Genomic DNA, 16,405 nt, shown 5'->3' with positions numbered 1-16,405 from the left:
TGTCATGAAGCAGTAAATATCATGGCACCTTTCATATTTAACTCGCTTCTAAATCTAAAGAGGTCTTCCACCCAGCAGCAGTAACGCCAGATTCTAATAACATTCTACTTACTATTTTTTCAATTAAGATAGCCGCATTTGTCTTGCAATGTAATGTAGCCTGTATACAGACTTTTTGATTAGAATCTACATCTTCACTATATAACTCTTTTAAACCGAGACCTTCTGTACTTACCATATGCATAAGTAAAAAACGAATATGTGCTTCATTTTCTTCTGAACAAGTAAGAGAAAGGAAGTAGTTTGTTTGTTCAGGTGATTCTTCTTTTGATTTTTTATTCATAAAGAGAGCGATTGGGCGAAGTAGTATATTTGCTAGTAAAACGCCGGCTGCACCTAATATAGCTGCAACGAGAAAACCAGCGCCTGTAAGAGTACCGACAGCAGCTGCGCACCATAAAGTTGCTGCCGTATTTAAACCTCTAATACTAAAACCGTCACGGATAATCACACCGCCTCCTAAAAAACCAATCCCACTAACGACTTGAGCAGCAATACGTGAGGGGCTAGCATCATGATCAAGCATGACAGATAATAAAACAAATATACAGGCACCAAGTGATACGAGAGCGTTTGTCCGCAGCCCAGCCATCCGGTGTCTCCATTGTCTTTCCATTCCGATGCAAGCTCCTACAATAATTGCGATAAATAATCTTAATACAATGTCATACCATACCATCATGGTCACCTCCATACATATAAGTACGTGTTATGTTTTTTAAGAATGAGTGAGAAATACCCACTCATTCTCATTTTTACAACCAGCTATGAAATTTTTTAATATAAAGTTTTTTCAGGAATTGTGTTAAGAAAGCATAACCTAATAATATTCCTACTAACCAAGGGAAGTAGCTTAGTGGTAATGCTTGTAAACCAATTGCTGCACCAAGTGGTGAGAATGGAATATAAATTCCGATTGCCATAATACAAGCGGTTAATAAAAGAACTGGTATTGATGCTGTACTTTGAATGAACGGAATTTTCTGTGTTCTGATCATATGGACAATTAATGTTTGAGTTAGTAGCCCAACGACAAACCAACCAGATTGGAATAGTGATTGTTCTCCAGGTGTATTTGCACCGAATACATTCCACATGACAACGAATGTGATAATATCGAATATAGAGCTAATTGGACCGATGCAAATAATGAAGTTACGCAAGTTTGCAGTATCCCATTTTCTAGGCTTCTCTAAAAATTCCTTATCCATTTTATCCCATGGAATTGAAAGCTGTGAAATATCATAAAGTAAGTTTTGAATTAATAGATGAATTGCAAGCATCGGTAAGAATGGAATGAAAGCACTTGCCACTAATACACTAAATACATTTCCGAAGTTAGAGCTAGCTGTCATTTTTATATATTTTAAAATATTGCCGAAAGTAGTGCGTCCTTCTAAAATACCTGCTTCTAATATAGTTAAACTTTTTTCAAGTAGAATAATATCGGAAGATTCTTTTGCAATGTCAGTAGCAGTATCAACAGATATTCCAACATCAGCATCACGTAGTGCAACGGCATCGTTAATACCATCCCCCATATAACCTACAGTATGACCATTACCTTGCAATACACGAATGATGCGGGACTTTTGCATTGGATTTAGTTTTGCGAACACTGTTGTTTCTTCTGCCAGTTTCGCTAATGCTTTATCTGGTAAAGAATCAATTTCGTAACCGAGGACAGGCTCACCTATATTTAATCCCACTTCTTTACAAACCTTTCTTGTAACAATTTCGTTATCGCCCGTTAAGATTTTCACTTGTACGCCGTGTTTATGCAATGCTTGAATTGCAGAAGCAGCAGATGGTTTAGGCGGATCTAAAAAGCCGATATATCCAGTAAGGATCATAGCGGATTCATCTTGTACTGCATAAGCTTTATGATAAGGTTTGTTATCTTTCTTGTATGCTACAGCAATGACACGCATTCCTTCACTGTTTAAAGTTTCGCTAAGATGTTTTACATTTGCTCTCATTTCTTCAGTAAGAGGGACAATTTGCCCATCCACTTCAGTGTAATTACAAATTGATAAAATTTCTTCTACGGCACCTTTACAAACCATTGTCTGTTCACCTGAAATATCTTTCACGATAACAGACATGCGGCGACGAGCGAAATCGAATGGAATTTCATCTAGCTTTTGAAAAGTTGATGGATCAAACTTATGGTTTTCCTCTGTATGTTCAATGACAGCTTTATCTATTAGATTTTTCAATCCAGTTTGGTAGAAGCTATTTAAATACGCAAATTGTAAGACGCGATTGCATTCATTTCCATTAGGATCTAAATGACGAACAAGGACGACTTTATCTTCTGTTAAAGTTCCAGTTTTATCCGTGCAAAGGATGTTCATAGCACCTAAATTTTGAATTGAGTTTAGCTGTTTTACAATTACTTTTTGTTTGGACATGTTCACGGCACCCTTAGCCAAATTAGCAGTTACAATCATTGGTAACATTTCAGGTGTAAGACCAACTGCAACGGCAATAGCAAAGAAGAAAGCTTCTTGCCAATCTCCTTTTGTGAATCCATTAATGAGAAGGACGATGGGTGCCATAATAAGCATGAATGTGATTAAGAGCCAACTTACTTTGTTCACGCCTTTATCAAAGCTTGTTTCTGCACGTTTTCCGATAACCTTATTTGCTAAAGAGCCGAAATACGTATCCGTACTAGTTGAAACAACAACAGCTTTTGCGCTACCGCTAACAATATTTGTACCCATAAAGCAAAGGTTTTCCATATCGAGCGGATTGTAATTTTTTTTCATGTTTTTCGGTAATATATGTTTATTTTCCGTATGGTAGCAGTTTTCGTATTTTTCTACAGGAAGTGCTTCTCCGGTTAAGGAAGACTGATTAACAAATAAATCTTTAGCCGATAAAATACGCACATCAGCTGGAACGATGTCACCGGCTGAAAGTGAAATAATATCGCCAGGAACAAGTTCTTCAATTGGAATTTCTATTGTATAATTTCGATTTAAATTCGTTACGTTTTTTGTTTCATGTATAAATCCATCTATTCTAAAGACACTCGCGGTTGTTCGAACCATAGCCTTTAACTTATCTGCCGCTTTCTGAGAGCGGAATTCTTGTAGAAAGCGAATCGTTGCACTTAGCAGTACCATTACAGATACGACAATTGTTCCTTGTATGTCATCTGTGAAAAAAGAGAGTGCTCCAAGAGCTAATAAAACAAAAATAAATGGATTTTTAAATGCCAGCAGAAATTGAATGTACCACGGCAATGTTTTATTATGAGCGATTTCGTTCGGACCATATAAAGAAAGTCTACGAGACGCTTCTTGTTTAGAGAGTCCATCTTGTGTTGTTTCTAAGAGTTTTAACGCAGAGTATACATCCTGTGTTGCAACTTCCACTAATAATTCGTTATTTGCTTTCATGCTATCTTGATCGTAAGCATGCTTCGTTTCTTGTCTTTGTAAATTTAACATCGGTAGTTCCTCCTCTTTCATGAAGGAGGAAACAATCTGTTACTCGACTATTTAAAATTGGGAGGAACAGCTTCTTTCCTACCTACATGGTGAAATATTAACGTAAAACATATGGGTATCTGGGCCGAATCATCACTTGCCACTGTTCCTCACCTCCGTACAATTTAATAGTTTCTGAATATGCTATGTTTGTTTCATAGTAAGGTGCATAAAGATATAAAAAAGACCTTTACTCAAAACGAGTAAAGGTCTGAATTCGCAGTCAAAAAGAGTCAACAACAAAGACTGTTATTAAACATAGATAAAAACAGTTTTTGTGTATGACAAAACATACGCACCTCTCCCTCGTTGAGTTTTAGCACTGTATAGCATAGGTACTGAAACCAGCTACGTTAAAAAAGGCCTTCATTCCGACCTTTCCTGTTGACCCATTGGCGTCTCTCGACATTTTTGGGCAGCAGCGTTTCTCTATACAGGAGCCTCACCTAACAGAGACCATATTCAATTACAAGTTGAATATTAGCACTGTAGATTTGTAGTGTCAATATCTTTTTTTGAAAAATTAAATAGATTCATGATGGCTATATAGTAAGAAATAAGAGGAGTTTTTTTTGGGGGAATAAGGTGGGAAAATAAATACTTTAATGGATATAAATAAAAAAGCACTGTAATCAGTGCTTTTTTATTTTAGATTACGAGATTGTAGGGTTTTCAAAAATAACAATCTCTGAACTGTTTGTAGTTGAAACGCGTTGTGCGTAATATGTTAAAGCTGAAGAAATATATGTTGGTAACGAATCATTTGTATGTGTTGTTGTATATTCATGGATTAATTCTTTCAAAGTCGTCCATTCTAATTGTGCTGGGTGATCAGACACGAAAGAACTTACCCAGCGATCAAATGAAGATGAAAAATCAGTTTGTAAACGAAATGCTTCTTTCATAATAAAACGCTCCCTTAAAATGTAGTATAATCATTTTAACATAAAACACGAACGGTTGCTAAGTTTTTCGAGTATAACGTTCGTGTTATATAGTTGTCTAGATGATTGGTTATGTAAATTCAATTTGCCATTTGAAATAACATTCCGTAAGATGAAAGGTAGATTATATAAAGAGCTGGAGGAAAGAAAGTGGAATTTGTATTTTTAGGAACTGGTGCAGGTGTTCCTTCGAAAGGAAGGAATGTTTCAGCGATTGCTCTGCAATTGCTAGAAGAACGAGGACAGACTTGGTTATTTGATTGTGGCGAGGCGACGCAACATCAAATATTACATACATCAGTACGTCCACGCCGCATTGAAAAAATATTTATTACGCATTTACATGGTGATCATATTTTTGGATTGCCTGGTTTATTAGGAAGCCGTTCGTTTCAAGGAGGGACTACACCTTTAACAGTGTATGGGCCAAAAGGAATTAAACAATTTATTGAAGTGGCATTATCAGTAAGTACGACACATGTGAAATACCCACTTGAAGTTGTTGAGATAACAGAAGAAGGTACTGTGTTTGAAGATAATGAATTTTATGTGGAAACGAAAAGATTGTCACATGGTATTGAATGTTTTGGGTATCGTATTGTAGAGAAAGATATACAGGGTGCTCTTTTAGTCGATAAATTGCTGGAGATGGGTGTGAAACCCGGTCCACTCTTTAAACGTTTAAAAGATGGAGAAGTAGTTGAATTAGAAAATGGTACGATACTAAATGGAAAAGATTTTATTGGTCCGCCTCAAAAGGGAAGAATCATTACTATTTTAGGTGATACAAGATATTGTGAAGCGAGTAGAGAGCTGGCACAAGACGCTGACGTACTTGTTCATGAAGCAACTTTTGCGGCAGAAGATGAACAACAAGCGTATGATTATTTTCATTCCACATCTAAGCAAGCTGCGAGTATTGCACTTCAGGCAAATGCAAAACGATTAATATTGACTCATATTAGTTCTCGTTATCAAGGGGATACATATAAGGAATTATTGAAAGAGGCAAGAGAGCTATTTTCAAATACAGAAATAGCTATGGATTTGAAATTATTTCCAGTAGAAAGATAATAATGGTGTGAAAAAATGGTGACGAAAAGTTGCCATTTTTTTATTTCTAAAAAAAATTAAAATAAAACTGTTATCATTTTATGTCTATATTGGATGAAACAGAAAGTTTTAATGATGTGAAGATATAGGATAAAAATACATATTACCGATTATTTAGAAAAACTGTTATATAAGTCAGACGACATACGAGTGGTACAAATAGCGAAAACAAATTGTTATTCAGAACTTTTAAAATTCATTAAAAGTAAGCGTTTTATTAAAAACAAGCTATAATGAGGGCAGATTATAATTTATTGTAGGCTACATGCGTTTTAGCCATTTGTCGTAACAAGTGAAGTTGACTAAATCGTGAGAGAGCAACAGGGAAATTATAATAGGAAGGATACTACTATTATTTGTACTAAGTCTTTTTTCACGTTTTAGCTTTAAAGCATCAAAAGGTGTGAAAGCAATGGGAGTTTCACTTGTTTATGCTATCCTTGTAAGGGGTTCTGTGTTAAACTTTGGATTGCTACCAGACTTTATTGTGGATTAGCTTATATTATTTTTAAATGAAGGTAATGCTAAGTTTCTTATTTATTATGATAACTAGTATTATTTCAGGATATATTGCTTCACTGTTATGCAAAAACGATTCCATTCGTACAGCGGAACAAATTCGTGGTACGAATGGAACGGCAACCGATTCGGTAGCTTAATAGAATAGTAAAATTTTTTTCATAGAGGTTTAGGGGGAGTTATGATGAAGTATCGCTCAGTATTTGATATTATTGGTCCAGTTATGATTGGTCCATCAAGTTCACATACAGCAGGCGCAGCAAGAATGGGGCAAGTTGCTCGCCAGCTGTTTCGTCATGAACCAGAAAGAGTAAGCATTTCATTATATGGATCATTTGCAAAGACGTATCGTGGGCATGGTACAGATGTAGCGCTAATAGGTGGGATATTAGGATTTGAAACAGATGACTTACGTATTCCAGAGGCGCTAGACATAGCAAAAGAGCGCAAAATTGAAGTGGAATTCATTGAAGAAGATGCAAATGCACCTCATCCAAATACAGCGAGAATTCGTTTGTATAAAGGTGAGGAAGAAATTGAAGTTGTTGCTTGCTCAATTGGTGGCGGTAAAATTGAAGTTGTAGAATTAAATGGATTCGATCTTCAATTATCAGGCACGAGTCCAGCACTACTTATTGTAAATAACGATCGCTTTGGTGCTATTGCAGCGGTAGCTTCAATTCTTGCTAAGCATGAGATTAACATTAGTACAATGAGTGTTTCTCGTAAAGAAAAAGGAAGAAGAGCACTTATGGTCATTGAAACAGACGAATTATTAGCAGATGAAGTAATTGAAGAAATAAACGCGCAACAAAATATTTGTCAAGTAACTATTATGGAATAATTGCAGGGGGGACACACCATGTTTCGGAACGCAGCGGAACTAGTGGCGCAAGCTAAAGAACAAAATGTAAAAATCTCAGAAATTATGATTCAATGTGAAATGGAAACTAGAAGTATTTCACGTGAAGAAGTAATTGCTGGTATGGAAAAGAACTTAGTCGTGATGGAGCAAGCAGTAGAACGTGGTATTCGCGGTGTGAAATCACCAACTGGTTTAACTGGTGGAGATGCTGTAAAAGTTCAGGCGTATATGGAGAGCGGAAAAGGCTTATCTGGAGATACGATTTTGGACGCAGTGAGTAAAGCTGTTGCAACAAATGAAGTAAACGCAGCGATGGGAATTATTTGTGCAACACCAACAGCAGGGTCTGCTGGAACAGTGCCGGGTGTACTATTTGCACTAAGAGAAAAATTGCATCCTACACGTGAAGAAATGATTGAATTCTTATTTACAGCAGGAGCTTTCGGTATGGTTGTTGCGAATAACGCTTGTATTTCTGGTGCAGCGGGAGGATGTCAAGCTGAAGTTGGTTCAGCAAGTGGAATGGCGGCTGCGGCTGCAGTTGAATTGGCTGGTGGAACACAAGATCAAGCAGCTACAGCGATGGCGATTTCATTAAAGAACATGCTAGGTTTAGTATGCGATCCTGTTGCAGGACTTGTAGAAGTACCTTGTGTAAAACGTAATGCAGCAGGAGCTGCAAATGCGATGATTTCAGCTGATTTATCATTAGCTGGTGTAACGAGTACAATTCCATGTGATGAAGTAATTGAGGCAATGTTTAGAATCGGACAAACGATGCCAGTAGCACTTCGTGAAACAGCAGAAGGTGGACTTGCAGCAACACCGACAGGTCGTCGTCTGCAAGAAGAGATTTTTGGTAAGAGTAATAACTAAAAGCATATCATATGATTAAAGTAAAAACGGAGCTCAAATAAAGTTGAGCTCCGTTTTTTATTTTTCTTTTGCTATTTTTTCTAATGTTTTTCCGAGATCGTGTGATCGTTTCGTTGCTTGTGTAATACATGAGATTAATGCTTGTTGAAAATTATGCTCCTGTAACACTTCAATACCTGCTTCAGTTGTTCCCCCAGGAGAAGTAATTTCTTTTCGCAAAATAGAAGGGTGTTTTTCGCTTGCTTTTAGCATTTCAGCAGCACCAATCATCGTCTGAAGAATAAGTGATTTTGCAACATCTTCCTTTAAACCAATTTTTTTTGCTGCCCCTTCCATTGCCTCTACCACGTAATAAATATAAGCTGGTCCACTCCCGGATAATGCAGTGACAGCATGCATATCTTCTTCTTCTACAACAGAGACGAGACCAATCGTTTCAAATAACGATGTTGCAATGCGAATATGTTCTGCCGTTGTGTGCTCTGAAGGTGAGATAGCGGTAGCGGATTTTAAAATAGCCGCAGATGTATTTGGCATCGCACGGATAATCGGAACGTCTTTTTGAAGTAGGTTTCTAATTGAATGAGTAGAAACACCTGCTAATAACGAAATAATAAGCAAGTCATTATGTATGTATTCTTTAAGAGGAATCATCGCTTCTGCGACATCTTTTGGCTTCATGGCTAGAAAAAGAATATTTGCATCAGCAAGTAATTCCTTTTTATTATGTGTACCTTTGACACCGTATTTTGTATGTAACTCCTGTAATCTTGTCTCGTTAGAACGATTACTTACAGTAATATGTTCCCCTTTAACAACATTTGCGTTTAATAAACCACCAATAATCGCTTCGGCAATAGAGCCTGCACCGAGAAAGGAAATGTTTTGAATAGACATGATGTTCCTCCTTTAAATTTGGTTAGAAATGCTTGTAAATGTACATACATTCGTTTTTTTATGGAAAACACCTCTTTTTATCTGAAAATAATGACAAATTTATAGGGAAGTTGTAAACTGAAGAGGTATTCATTTTTGAACCGGAAAAAGACAGGGGGGCTAAGCATGACGGCGATTCATCGAATGGAGATTCCTGTTCCATTTGCAGTTGAGACAGTGAACGTGTTTTTAGTTGAGGGAGAAACATTAACGTTAATTGATACAGGGACAAATACAGAAGAAGCAAAGAAGGCACTAGAAAGTCAATTAGGTGCATTAGGGTATAAGATAGAAGATATTGAAACGGTAGTGATTACGCATCACCATGCGGATCATTGTGGACTTTTAAATACATTTTCTGAAAAAGCAAAGATTATTGGACATCCTTGGAATGAACCGTGGATCACGCAGAATGCCGAATTTTTAAAGCGGTATCATGAATTTTTTAAAGAGACGGCTTTGCAGTTCGGCGTTCCAGCAGCATTTTTGAATGGTGAGGCGTTATTGACGACGAGGACACTTAAATATTCTTGTAATAGGTCGTTAACGCATACTGTGAGAGAGGGAGATCGTATAGATTCGTTACCTGGATTTACAGTGATTGAAACCCCAGGTCATGCTTCCACTCATATTTCGTTATATAGAGAATCAGATGGGATATTAATTGGTGGGGATGCCCTCATTAGTCATATTTCTTCAAATCCAATATTAGAACCACCATATGAAGGGCAAACAGAAAGAGCACGTCCTTTATTGCAGTACAATCAAACGTTAAAACGTTTAAGTGAAATGGATATTTCACGCATTTTATCCGGGCATGGGGAAGATGTTCTGAATGTGAAACAACTTATTGAAACAAGATTACAAAAGCAAGAGACACGTGCTTTTAAAGTGCTGGAGCTATTAAAGGAAAAGCCAATGACAGCATTTGAAGTATGTGTAAAATTATTTCCGGTATTATATAAAGAGCAATTGCCACTTACTATCTCAGAAACTGTTGGACAATTAGACTTTTTAGCATATAATCAACAAGTGATGATTGATGAATCTTCACAACAATGGATTTATTATGCAAAGTAGGTGACAGCAATGACTGGACGTTTACAAGAAAAGGTAATCGTCATTACAGGTGCTTCTAGTGGAATTGGGGAGCAAGTTGCAATGCAGGTTGCGGAGCAAGGGGCGACGCCAGTATTAATGGCTCGAACAGAAGAGAAGCTACAAGCATTAGCAGAAAAAATTAAAGCAACTTATAATACGCCTTGCTATTACTATGTATTAGATGTAAGTGAAGAAACGAAAGTACAATCTGTTTTTTCGAAGGTATTACAAGAAGTAGGACGTATTGATATATTGGTAAACAATGCGGGATTTGGTATCTTTAAAACGTTTCAAGATGCATCAATGGATGAAGTAAAGGATATGTTTCAAGTAAATGTATTTGGATTAGTAGCTTGTACGAAAGCGGTATTACCTTATATGGTAAAAAAGAACGAAGGGCAAATTATTAACATTGCTTCATTAGCTGGAAAAATTGCAACCCCGAAGTCTAGTGCTTATGCTGCAACGAAACATGCTGTATTAGGATTTACAAATAGTTTACGCATGGAGTTATCTAATACAAATGTTTTTGTAACAGCAATTAATCCAGGACCGATAGATACGAACTTTTTTGAAATAGCCGATCAATCAGGTACATATGTAAAAAATATGGGACGTTACATGTTAAAACCAACATATGTAGCAGAACAAATCGTAAAGGTGATGCAAACGAAAAAACGTGAAGTAAACTTGCCGAAGTGGATGGGAATGGGACCAAAGCTCTATGCATTATTCCCGGGTTTATTTGAACGTGTTGCAGGCAAATCATTAAGTAAAAAATAGGAGATTTCCATATGGAAATCTCCTATTTTTTTATTTTCCAGTCACATAATCGTAAACGACATCCTCAACTGCCTCGTATAAATCAATTTTGATATTTGAATGAATTAACATTTGAATATGTTTAATTAGCATTTCCTGATCCTCTTTTGAAACAGGATTACATTGATATTGCCGAAAACTTTTTGTAATCATTTTCTCAATTAATTTTTCATTCATGTTTTCCCCCGCCTGTATGTATACATGTATTGTTTTATTGTACTTGAAGTGAAATGAAAATACTAATATACACTATCTTTGTATAAAAATTCAATTGTTTATATTGTTTTTCTAGTAAAATTAAGTTTTTAAAGTTTTAAAAATTAATAAATATTTAATTGACTCTATAATTATACAATATTATAATCATACTTAATTTAAAGAATCGATATGAGGAGGAGCTTATGAAAGTCGCAATTATTGGAGCAACTGGATATGGGGGTATTGAATTAATTAGGTTATTAGAGCAACACCCATACTTCTCAATAGCATCTCTTCACTCTTTTTCGCAAGTTGGTGAGTGTATAGCGAATGCATATCCGCATTTGCGAAATATTCTCGTTCATAAGTTGCAAGAAATTGATGTGGATGAAATAAGGAAGGTAGCAGAGGTGATGTTTTTAGCAACACCCGCAGGAGTATCGGCAGAGCTAGCGCCACAATTATTAGAAGTAGGTTTAAAAGTGATTGACCTATCTGGTGACTTTCGTATGATAGATCCTTCGTCATATGAAATGTGGTATAAGCGGCCAGCTGCAGAAGCAGAAATCCTTAGGAAAGCAGTATATGGATTAAGTGAATGGAAAAGACCTGAGATTCAAAATGCAAATTTAATTGCAAACCCTGGATGTTTTGCGACAGCTGCATTATTAGCGATAGCACCGTTAGTACGTAGCGGAATGATTGAAGCAGATTCGATTATCATTGATGCAAAATCAGGTGTATCTGGAGCGGGCAAAACTCCAACAACAATGACTCACTTTCCGGAGCTATATGATAATCTTCACATTTATAAAGTAAATCAGCACCAGCATATTCCTGAGATTGAGCAAATGCTTGTAGAGTGGAATAGTGAAATGAAGCCAATCACGTTTAGTACACATTTAATACCGATATCACGGGGGATTATGATTACACTTTATGCAAAAGTGAAAAAGGAAATGGAAATGGAAATAGAGCAACTTCAAAAGTTGTATGAAGAAACGTATCATAACTCAGCTTTCGTTCGAATTCGTTCTCAAGGAGAATTTCCGAGTCCGAAAGAAGTAAGAGGCTCAAATTATTGTGATATTGGGATGGCTTATGATGAAAGAACAGAAAGAGTTACGGTCGTTTCTGTTATAGATAATATGATGAAAGGCGCGGCTGGGCAAGCGATTCAAAATGCAAATTTATTAGCGGGACTAGAAGAAACAACGGGTTTACAGCATATGCCGCTTTATCCATAAGGAGGACGTGATGATTAAAGTAGAGTCTATTACAAAATTAGAAAATGGTTCAATTGTAACGCCGAAAGGCTTTTCGGCAATCGGTACTGCAAATGGTTTGAAAAAGGAGAAAAAGGATGTAGGTGCAATTATTTGTGAAGTGCCAGCATCATGCGCCGCTGTCTATACAACAAATCAAATACAAGCAGCCCCGCTGCAAGTAACGAAAGATAGTATAGCGGCTGAGGGGAAATTACAAGCAATTATCGTCAATAGCGGAAATGCAAATGCTTGTACTGGAATGAAAGGGTTACAAGATGCATACGAGATGCGCGCATTAGGGGCGGAACATTTTGGAGTGAAAGAAAACTATGTTGCAATAGCTTCAACAGGTGTAATTGGTGTCCCTTTACCGATGGATATAATCCGAAAGGGAGTTGGATCTCTTGTACTGACGAAGGAAGTAAGTGAAGCACATTCTTTTTCTGAAGCGATTTTAACGACGGATCTTATAACGAAAGAAACTTGCTATGAGATGATCATTGATGGAAAAGAAGTGACGATTGCTGGTGTTGCTAAAGGTTCAGGGATGATTCATCCGAATATGGCAACGATGCTTAGTTTTATTACAACAGATATCAATATAGAGCATGATGTATTGCAAATAGCATTATCACAGGTTACGAATCATACGTTTAATCAAATTACGGTGGATGGAGATACTTCTACGAATGATATGGTCATCGTTATGGCAAGTGGATTATCAGAAACGAAAACGATGAATATGGAACATAAAGACTGGGAAACTTTCGTATTCGCTTTACAGAAGGTATGTGAAGATTTAGCAAAAAAAATTGCACAAGATGGTGAAGGGGCTACGAAGTTAATAGAAGTAAATGTGCAAGGCGCTAAAACAAATGAAGAGGCAAAGAAGATTGCAAAGCAAATAATCGGTTCGAGTCTTGTAAAAACAGCAATATACGGCGAGGATCCAAATTGGGGACGAATTATTAGTAGTATTGGGCAGAGTGAAGTAACTATTAACCCAAATACAATTGATATAACTCTTCAATCTATCGACGTATTAAAAAATAGTGAGCCTCAAATGTTTTCTGAAGAGGAAATGACAAAGAAATTACAAGAACACGAAATAAAAATTGATGTGTATTTGCATTTAGGAGATGAAACAGGATCAGCTTGGGGCTGCGACTTAAGTTATGACTATGTGAAAATAAATGCTTGTTATCGTACATAAGGGGAGAGAAGATGAGCGATTATATTGTAGTTAAATGCGGCGGTAGTATGTTGAATCGATTAAATAGTGTGTTTTTTGAGTGCATAAAGAAATTGCAAAATAAGTATAAGGTTATTATTGTCCATGGCGGTGGCCCGGAAATTGATGCCAAGTTAGAAAACTCTAATATCAAGATAGAAAAGAAAAATGGATTACGAGTAACGCCAAAAGAAGTGATGGATATTGTTCAAATGGTGCTATGCGGAAGTACGAATAAAAAACTCGTAATGAATTTACAAAAACATCATTTACTTGCAGTTGGGCTTTCAGGGTGTGACGGTAAGTTACTTCAAGTTCAACCTATCTGCGAAGAGATAGGATATGTGGGAGAAGTAAGGTATGTAGAAACAGCCTTATTAAAAGGACTAATAAATATGGAGTATATTCCTGTTATTGCTCCAATAGGGGTAAATGGTAATGAAATTTATAACATAAATGCGGATACTGCTGCAGCTGGGATTGCGGCTGCGCTATCCGCAAAAGAACTCATTTTTATTACGGATGTAGATGGGATATTACATGAAGGGAATTTAGTAAAGAAAACGGATGAATTTGAAATTGCTACTTTTATAGAAAAAGGAGTTATTACAGGTGGGATGATTCCGAAAGTACAGGCGGCACTGGCATCATTAAAAATGGGAGTGCAAAAGGTAAGTATTGTGAATGGTACAAAAGATTTTACTGAGGTTACGGGAGAGTGTATCGGAACGACGGTAACGAAAGGCGTGAGTATCGTATGACGAGTCATCTTTTTCAAACGTATGGGAGAAGAAATATTGAGTTTGTAGAGGGCAATGGGGCGAAAGTTATTGATAAAAATGGTGAGCAATATTTAGATTTCACTTCTGGTATTGGAGTATGTAACTTAGGACATTGTCATCCGACTGTTATAAAGGCAGTAGAAATACAGCTCGGAAACATATGGCATATATCTAACTTATTCGTGAACTCCTTACAAGAAGAGGTTGCATCGTTATTAACAGAAGACACAGCGTTGGATTATGTGTTTTTTTGTAATAGCGGGGCGGAGGCAAATGAAGCAGCTTTAAAGCTAGCCCGTAAACATACTGGGAAATCTCTCGTCGTAACATGTCAACAATCTTTCCACGGCAGAACATTTGGAACGATGAGTGCAACAGGTCAAGATAAAGTAAAAGAAGGATTTGGTCCATTACTTCCGTCTTTTTTACATACCCCTTTTAACGATATACAAGCATTAAAAGAAGTGATGACTGAAGAAGTTGCCGCAATAATGGTGGAGGTTGTTCAAGGTGAGGGTGGGGTAATATTAGCTAATCCATCCTTTTTGAAAGAAATTGAAAAGCTATGTAATGAGTACAATGCTCTTTTTATTATAGACGAAGTACAAACGGGGATAGGGAGAACCGGAACGCTATTTGCATATGAGCAAATGGGAATACAACCTGATATCGTTACAGTTGCAAAAGCACTAGGAAATGGCATTCCAGTTGGAGCGATGATTGGCCGGAAAGAACTCGGCACATCTTTTACTGCTGGATCACACGGCTCAACTTTCGGTGGGAATTATATTGCCATGACTGCAGCGAAAGAAGTATTGCAATTAATTAAGGAACCATCGTTTTTTAAAGAAGTAAATGAAAAGGGCGAGAACGTATTAAAGAAATTGCAAGATGAATTGCAATATGTCGAATGTATTCAAGACATTCGTGGTAAGGGACTTATGATAGGAATCGAATGCAAGCATGAAGTTTCGAATTTCATAGAACAATTAGAAAAGGAGGGGCTTCTCGTATTACAAGCAGGGCCTAATGTCATAAGACTATTACCACCACTTATTGTAACGAATGAAGAGCTAGAACAAGCAGTATATATGATAAAAAAAGTAGTTTGTACAAAAAATGTATCAATTATATAAGGGGGAGATTTCATGTCAACTGTACAAGTACCGAAATTAAATACGAAAGATCTTTTAACATTAGAGGAACTGACGCAAGAAGAAATCATTTCTTTAATTGAATTCGCTATATATTTAAAGAAGAATAAGAATGAACCATTATTAGAAGGGAAAATATTAGGTCTCATTTTTGATAAGCATTCAACTCGTACCCGTGTTTCTTTTGAAGCAGGAATGGTACAGCTCGGAGGACATGGAATGTTTTTAAGTGGGAAAGAGATGCAAATCGGAAGAGGAGAGACGGTTTCAGATACTGCGAAAGTACTGTCTCATTATATTGATGGAATTATGATACGCACATTTTCACATGCGGATGTAGAAGAGCTTGCGAAAGAGTCCAGTATCCCAGTTATTAACGGTTTAACTGATGATCATCATCCTTGCCAAGCATTGGCTGATTTAATGACGATATATGAAGAAGTTCATACGTTTAAAGGGATTAAATTAGCTTACGTAGGTGATGGGAATAATGTATGTCATTCGCTATTGTTAGCGAGTGCAAAAGTAGGAATGAATATGACTGTTGCAACTCCCGTAGGGTATGAGCCGAATGAAGAAATTGTAAAAAAAGCGTTAGCGATTGCAGGTGAAACAGGGGCTGAAATTGAAATTTTGCATAACCCTGAATTAGCAGTAAGTGAAGCGGATTTTATATATACTGACGTTTGGATGAGTATGGGGCAAGAAGGAGAAGAAGAGAAATATACTTTATTCCAGCCGTTCCAAGTAAATAAAGAGCTTGTTATAAATGCGAAGCAAACGTATCGTTTCTTACACTGCTTACCTGCACATCGTGAAGAAGAAGTAACTGGAGAGATTATAGACGGACCACAGTCTATCGTTTTTGAGCAAGCTGGTAACCGATTGCACGCTCAAAAAGCGTTATTAGTGAGTTTGTTTCAAACTACTGGAAAACCTTCCTAAAAAGGAAGGTTTTTTTATATCGAAATGTCGGATGTATATTTGGTTAATCATCTCTATATCATTTATAATAACAAGAGAAAACTAAATTTGT

At 36.7% G+C, this 16,405-nt stretch carries 15 protein-coding genes and 1 riboswitch; of the genes, 10 read left to right on the top strand and 5 right to left on the bottom strand.

The genetic code is table 11. From position 1 onward, the window contains the following. Window positions 1-37: 37 nt before the first annotated feature. From LUS72_RS20540 to LUS72_RS20530, 3 genes are all read right to left on the bottom strand, one after another. The gene (locus LUS72_RS20540) at window positions 38-739 is read right to left on the bottom strand and encodes an MgtC/SapB family protein (protein WP_071747052.1); all 702 of its coding nucleotides are present in this window, start codon (window positions 737-739) and stop codon (window positions 38-40) included. A 76-nt stretch (window positions 740-815) separates the two neighbouring features. Further along, window positions 816-3,521, bottom strand: a complete 2,706-nt coding sequence (gene mgtA, locus LUS72_RS20535; protein WP_141533239.1) for a magnesium-translocating P-type ATPase — start codon at window positions 3,519-3,521, stop codon at window positions 816-818. 334 nt (window positions 3,522-3,855) lie between these two features. After that, window positions 3,856-4,021: riboswitch (M-box (ykoK) riboswitch) on the bottom strand. 192 nt (window positions 4,022-4,213) lie between these two features. Further along, on the bottom strand, window positions 4,214-4,465 hold the full coding sequence (locus tag LUS72_RS20530; RefSeq protein WP_044442673.1) for a DUF3932 family protein: 252 nt from the start codon (window positions 4,463-4,465) through the stop codon (window positions 4,214-4,216). A 189-nt stretch (window positions 4,466-4,654) separates the two neighbouring features. On the opposite strand from LUS72_RS20530, the gene rnz reads away from it, so the two are divergent. The 3 genes from rnz to sdaAA all read left to right on the top strand — a co-directional run bounded on the left by rnz (window position 4,655) and on the right by sdaAA (window position 7,877). Next, window positions 4,655-5,578 (top strand): ribonuclease Z, encoded by a 924-nt coding sequence (gene rnz / locus LUS72_RS20525; protein WP_097830758.1) that lies wholly within the window; start codon window positions 4,655-4,657, stop codon window positions 5,576-5,578. A gap of 742 nt (window positions 5,579-6,320) precedes the next feature. Then, complete coding sequence (gene sdaAB, locus LUS72_RS20520; protein ID WP_087966079.1) at window positions 6,321-6,980, top strand: L-serine ammonia-lyase, iron-sulfur-dependent subunit beta; 660 nt, start codon at window positions 6,321-6,323, stop codon at window positions 6,978-6,980. Between the two features lie 18 nt (window positions 6,981-6,998). Beyond that, the gene (gene sdaAA, locus LUS72_RS20515; RefSeq protein ID WP_097830759.1) at window positions 6,999-7,877 is read left to right on the top strand and encodes an L-serine ammonia-lyase, iron-sulfur-dependent, subunit alpha; all 879 of its coding nucleotides are present in this window, start codon (window positions 6,999-7,001) and stop codon (window positions 7,875-7,877) included. Window positions 7,878-7,934: 57 nt separating this feature from the next. Here the strand turns inward: sdaAA and proI are convergent, their stop codons facing one another. Beyond that, on the bottom strand, window positions 7,935-8,774 hold the full coding sequence (proI, locus tag LUS72_RS20510; RefSeq protein ID WP_097830760.1) for a pyrroline-5-carboxylate reductase ProI: 840 nt from the start codon (window positions 8,772-8,774) through the stop codon (window positions 7,935-7,937). A gap of 165 nt (window positions 8,775-8,939) precedes the next feature. Here proI and LUS72_RS20505 point away from each other — a divergent pair, with 165 nt between their 5' ends. Then, window positions 8,940-9,893, top strand: a complete 954-nt coding sequence (locus LUS72_RS20505) for an MBL fold metallo-hydrolase (RefSeq protein ID WP_097830761.1) — start codon at window positions 8,940-8,942, stop codon at window positions 9,891-9,893. 9 nt (window positions 9,894-9,902) lie between these two features. Continuing rightward, the gene (locus LUS72_RS20500; protein WP_097830762.1) at window positions 9,903-10,697 is read left to right on the top strand and encodes an SDR family oxidoreductase; all 795 of its coding nucleotides are present in this window, start codon (window positions 9,903-9,905) and stop codon (window positions 10,695-10,697) included. A 30-nt stretch (window positions 10,698-10,727) separates the two neighbouring features. Here the strand turns inward: LUS72_RS20500 and LUS72_RS20495 are convergent, their stop codons facing one another. After that, the gene (locus tag LUS72_RS20495) at window positions 10,728-10,913 is read right to left on the bottom strand and encodes a YqzH family protein (RefSeq protein WP_097830763.1); all 186 of its coding nucleotides are present in this window, start codon (window positions 10,911-10,913) and stop codon (window positions 10,728-10,730) included. Between the two features lie 224 nt (window positions 10,914-11,137). Here LUS72_RS20495 and argC point away from each other — a divergent pair, with 224 nt between their 5' ends. The 5 genes from argC to argF are packed head-to-tail and all read left to right on the top strand — an operon-like array spanning window position 11,138 to window position 16,314. Continuing rightward, on the top strand, window positions 11,138-12,181 hold the full coding sequence (argC, locus tag LUS72_RS20490) for an N-acetyl-gamma-glutamyl-phosphate reductase (protein WP_097830764.1): 1,044 nt from the start codon (window positions 11,138-11,140) through the stop codon (window positions 12,179-12,181). Window positions 12,182-12,191: 10 nt separating this feature from the next. After that, on the top strand, window positions 12,192-13,415 hold the full coding sequence (gene argJ, locus LUS72_RS20485) for a bifunctional glutamate N-acetyltransferase/amino-acid acetyltransferase ArgJ (RefSeq protein WP_141533240.1): 1,224 nt from the start codon (window positions 12,192-12,194) through the stop codon (window positions 13,413-13,415). An 11-nt stretch (window positions 13,416-13,426) separates the two neighbouring features. Continuing rightward, a complete protein-coding gene (gene argB, locus LUS72_RS20480) occupies window positions 13,427-14,194 on the top strand; it encodes an acetylglutamate kinase (protein ID WP_097830766.1) in 768 nt (255 codons plus the stop codon). Beyond that, window positions 14,191-15,351, top strand: coding sequence for an acetylornithine transaminase (locus LUS72_RS20475; RefSeq protein WP_264448225.1), 1,161 nt, complete (start codon window positions 14,191-14,193; stop codon window positions 15,349-15,351). Before argB ends, LUS72_RS20475 begins: the two co-directional genes overlap by 4 nt. A gap of 12 nt (window positions 15,352-15,363) precedes the next feature. After that, entirely contained in the window at window positions 15,364-16,314 is a 951-nt protein-coding gene (gene argF / locus LUS72_RS20470) for an ornithine carbamoyltransferase (protein ID WP_097830768.1), read from the top strand. Window positions 16,315-16,405: the final 91 nt, after the last annotated feature.

This window comes from Bacillus cereus (assembly GCF_025917685.1).
GTDB classification, from domain to species: domain Bacteria; phylum Bacillota; class Bacilli; order Bacillales; family Bacillaceae_G; genus Bacillus_A; species Bacillus_A cereus_AT.
The sequence above is the reverse complement of the archived record's forward strand: the minus strand, read 5'-3'. Positions and strand labels throughout refer to the sequence as shown.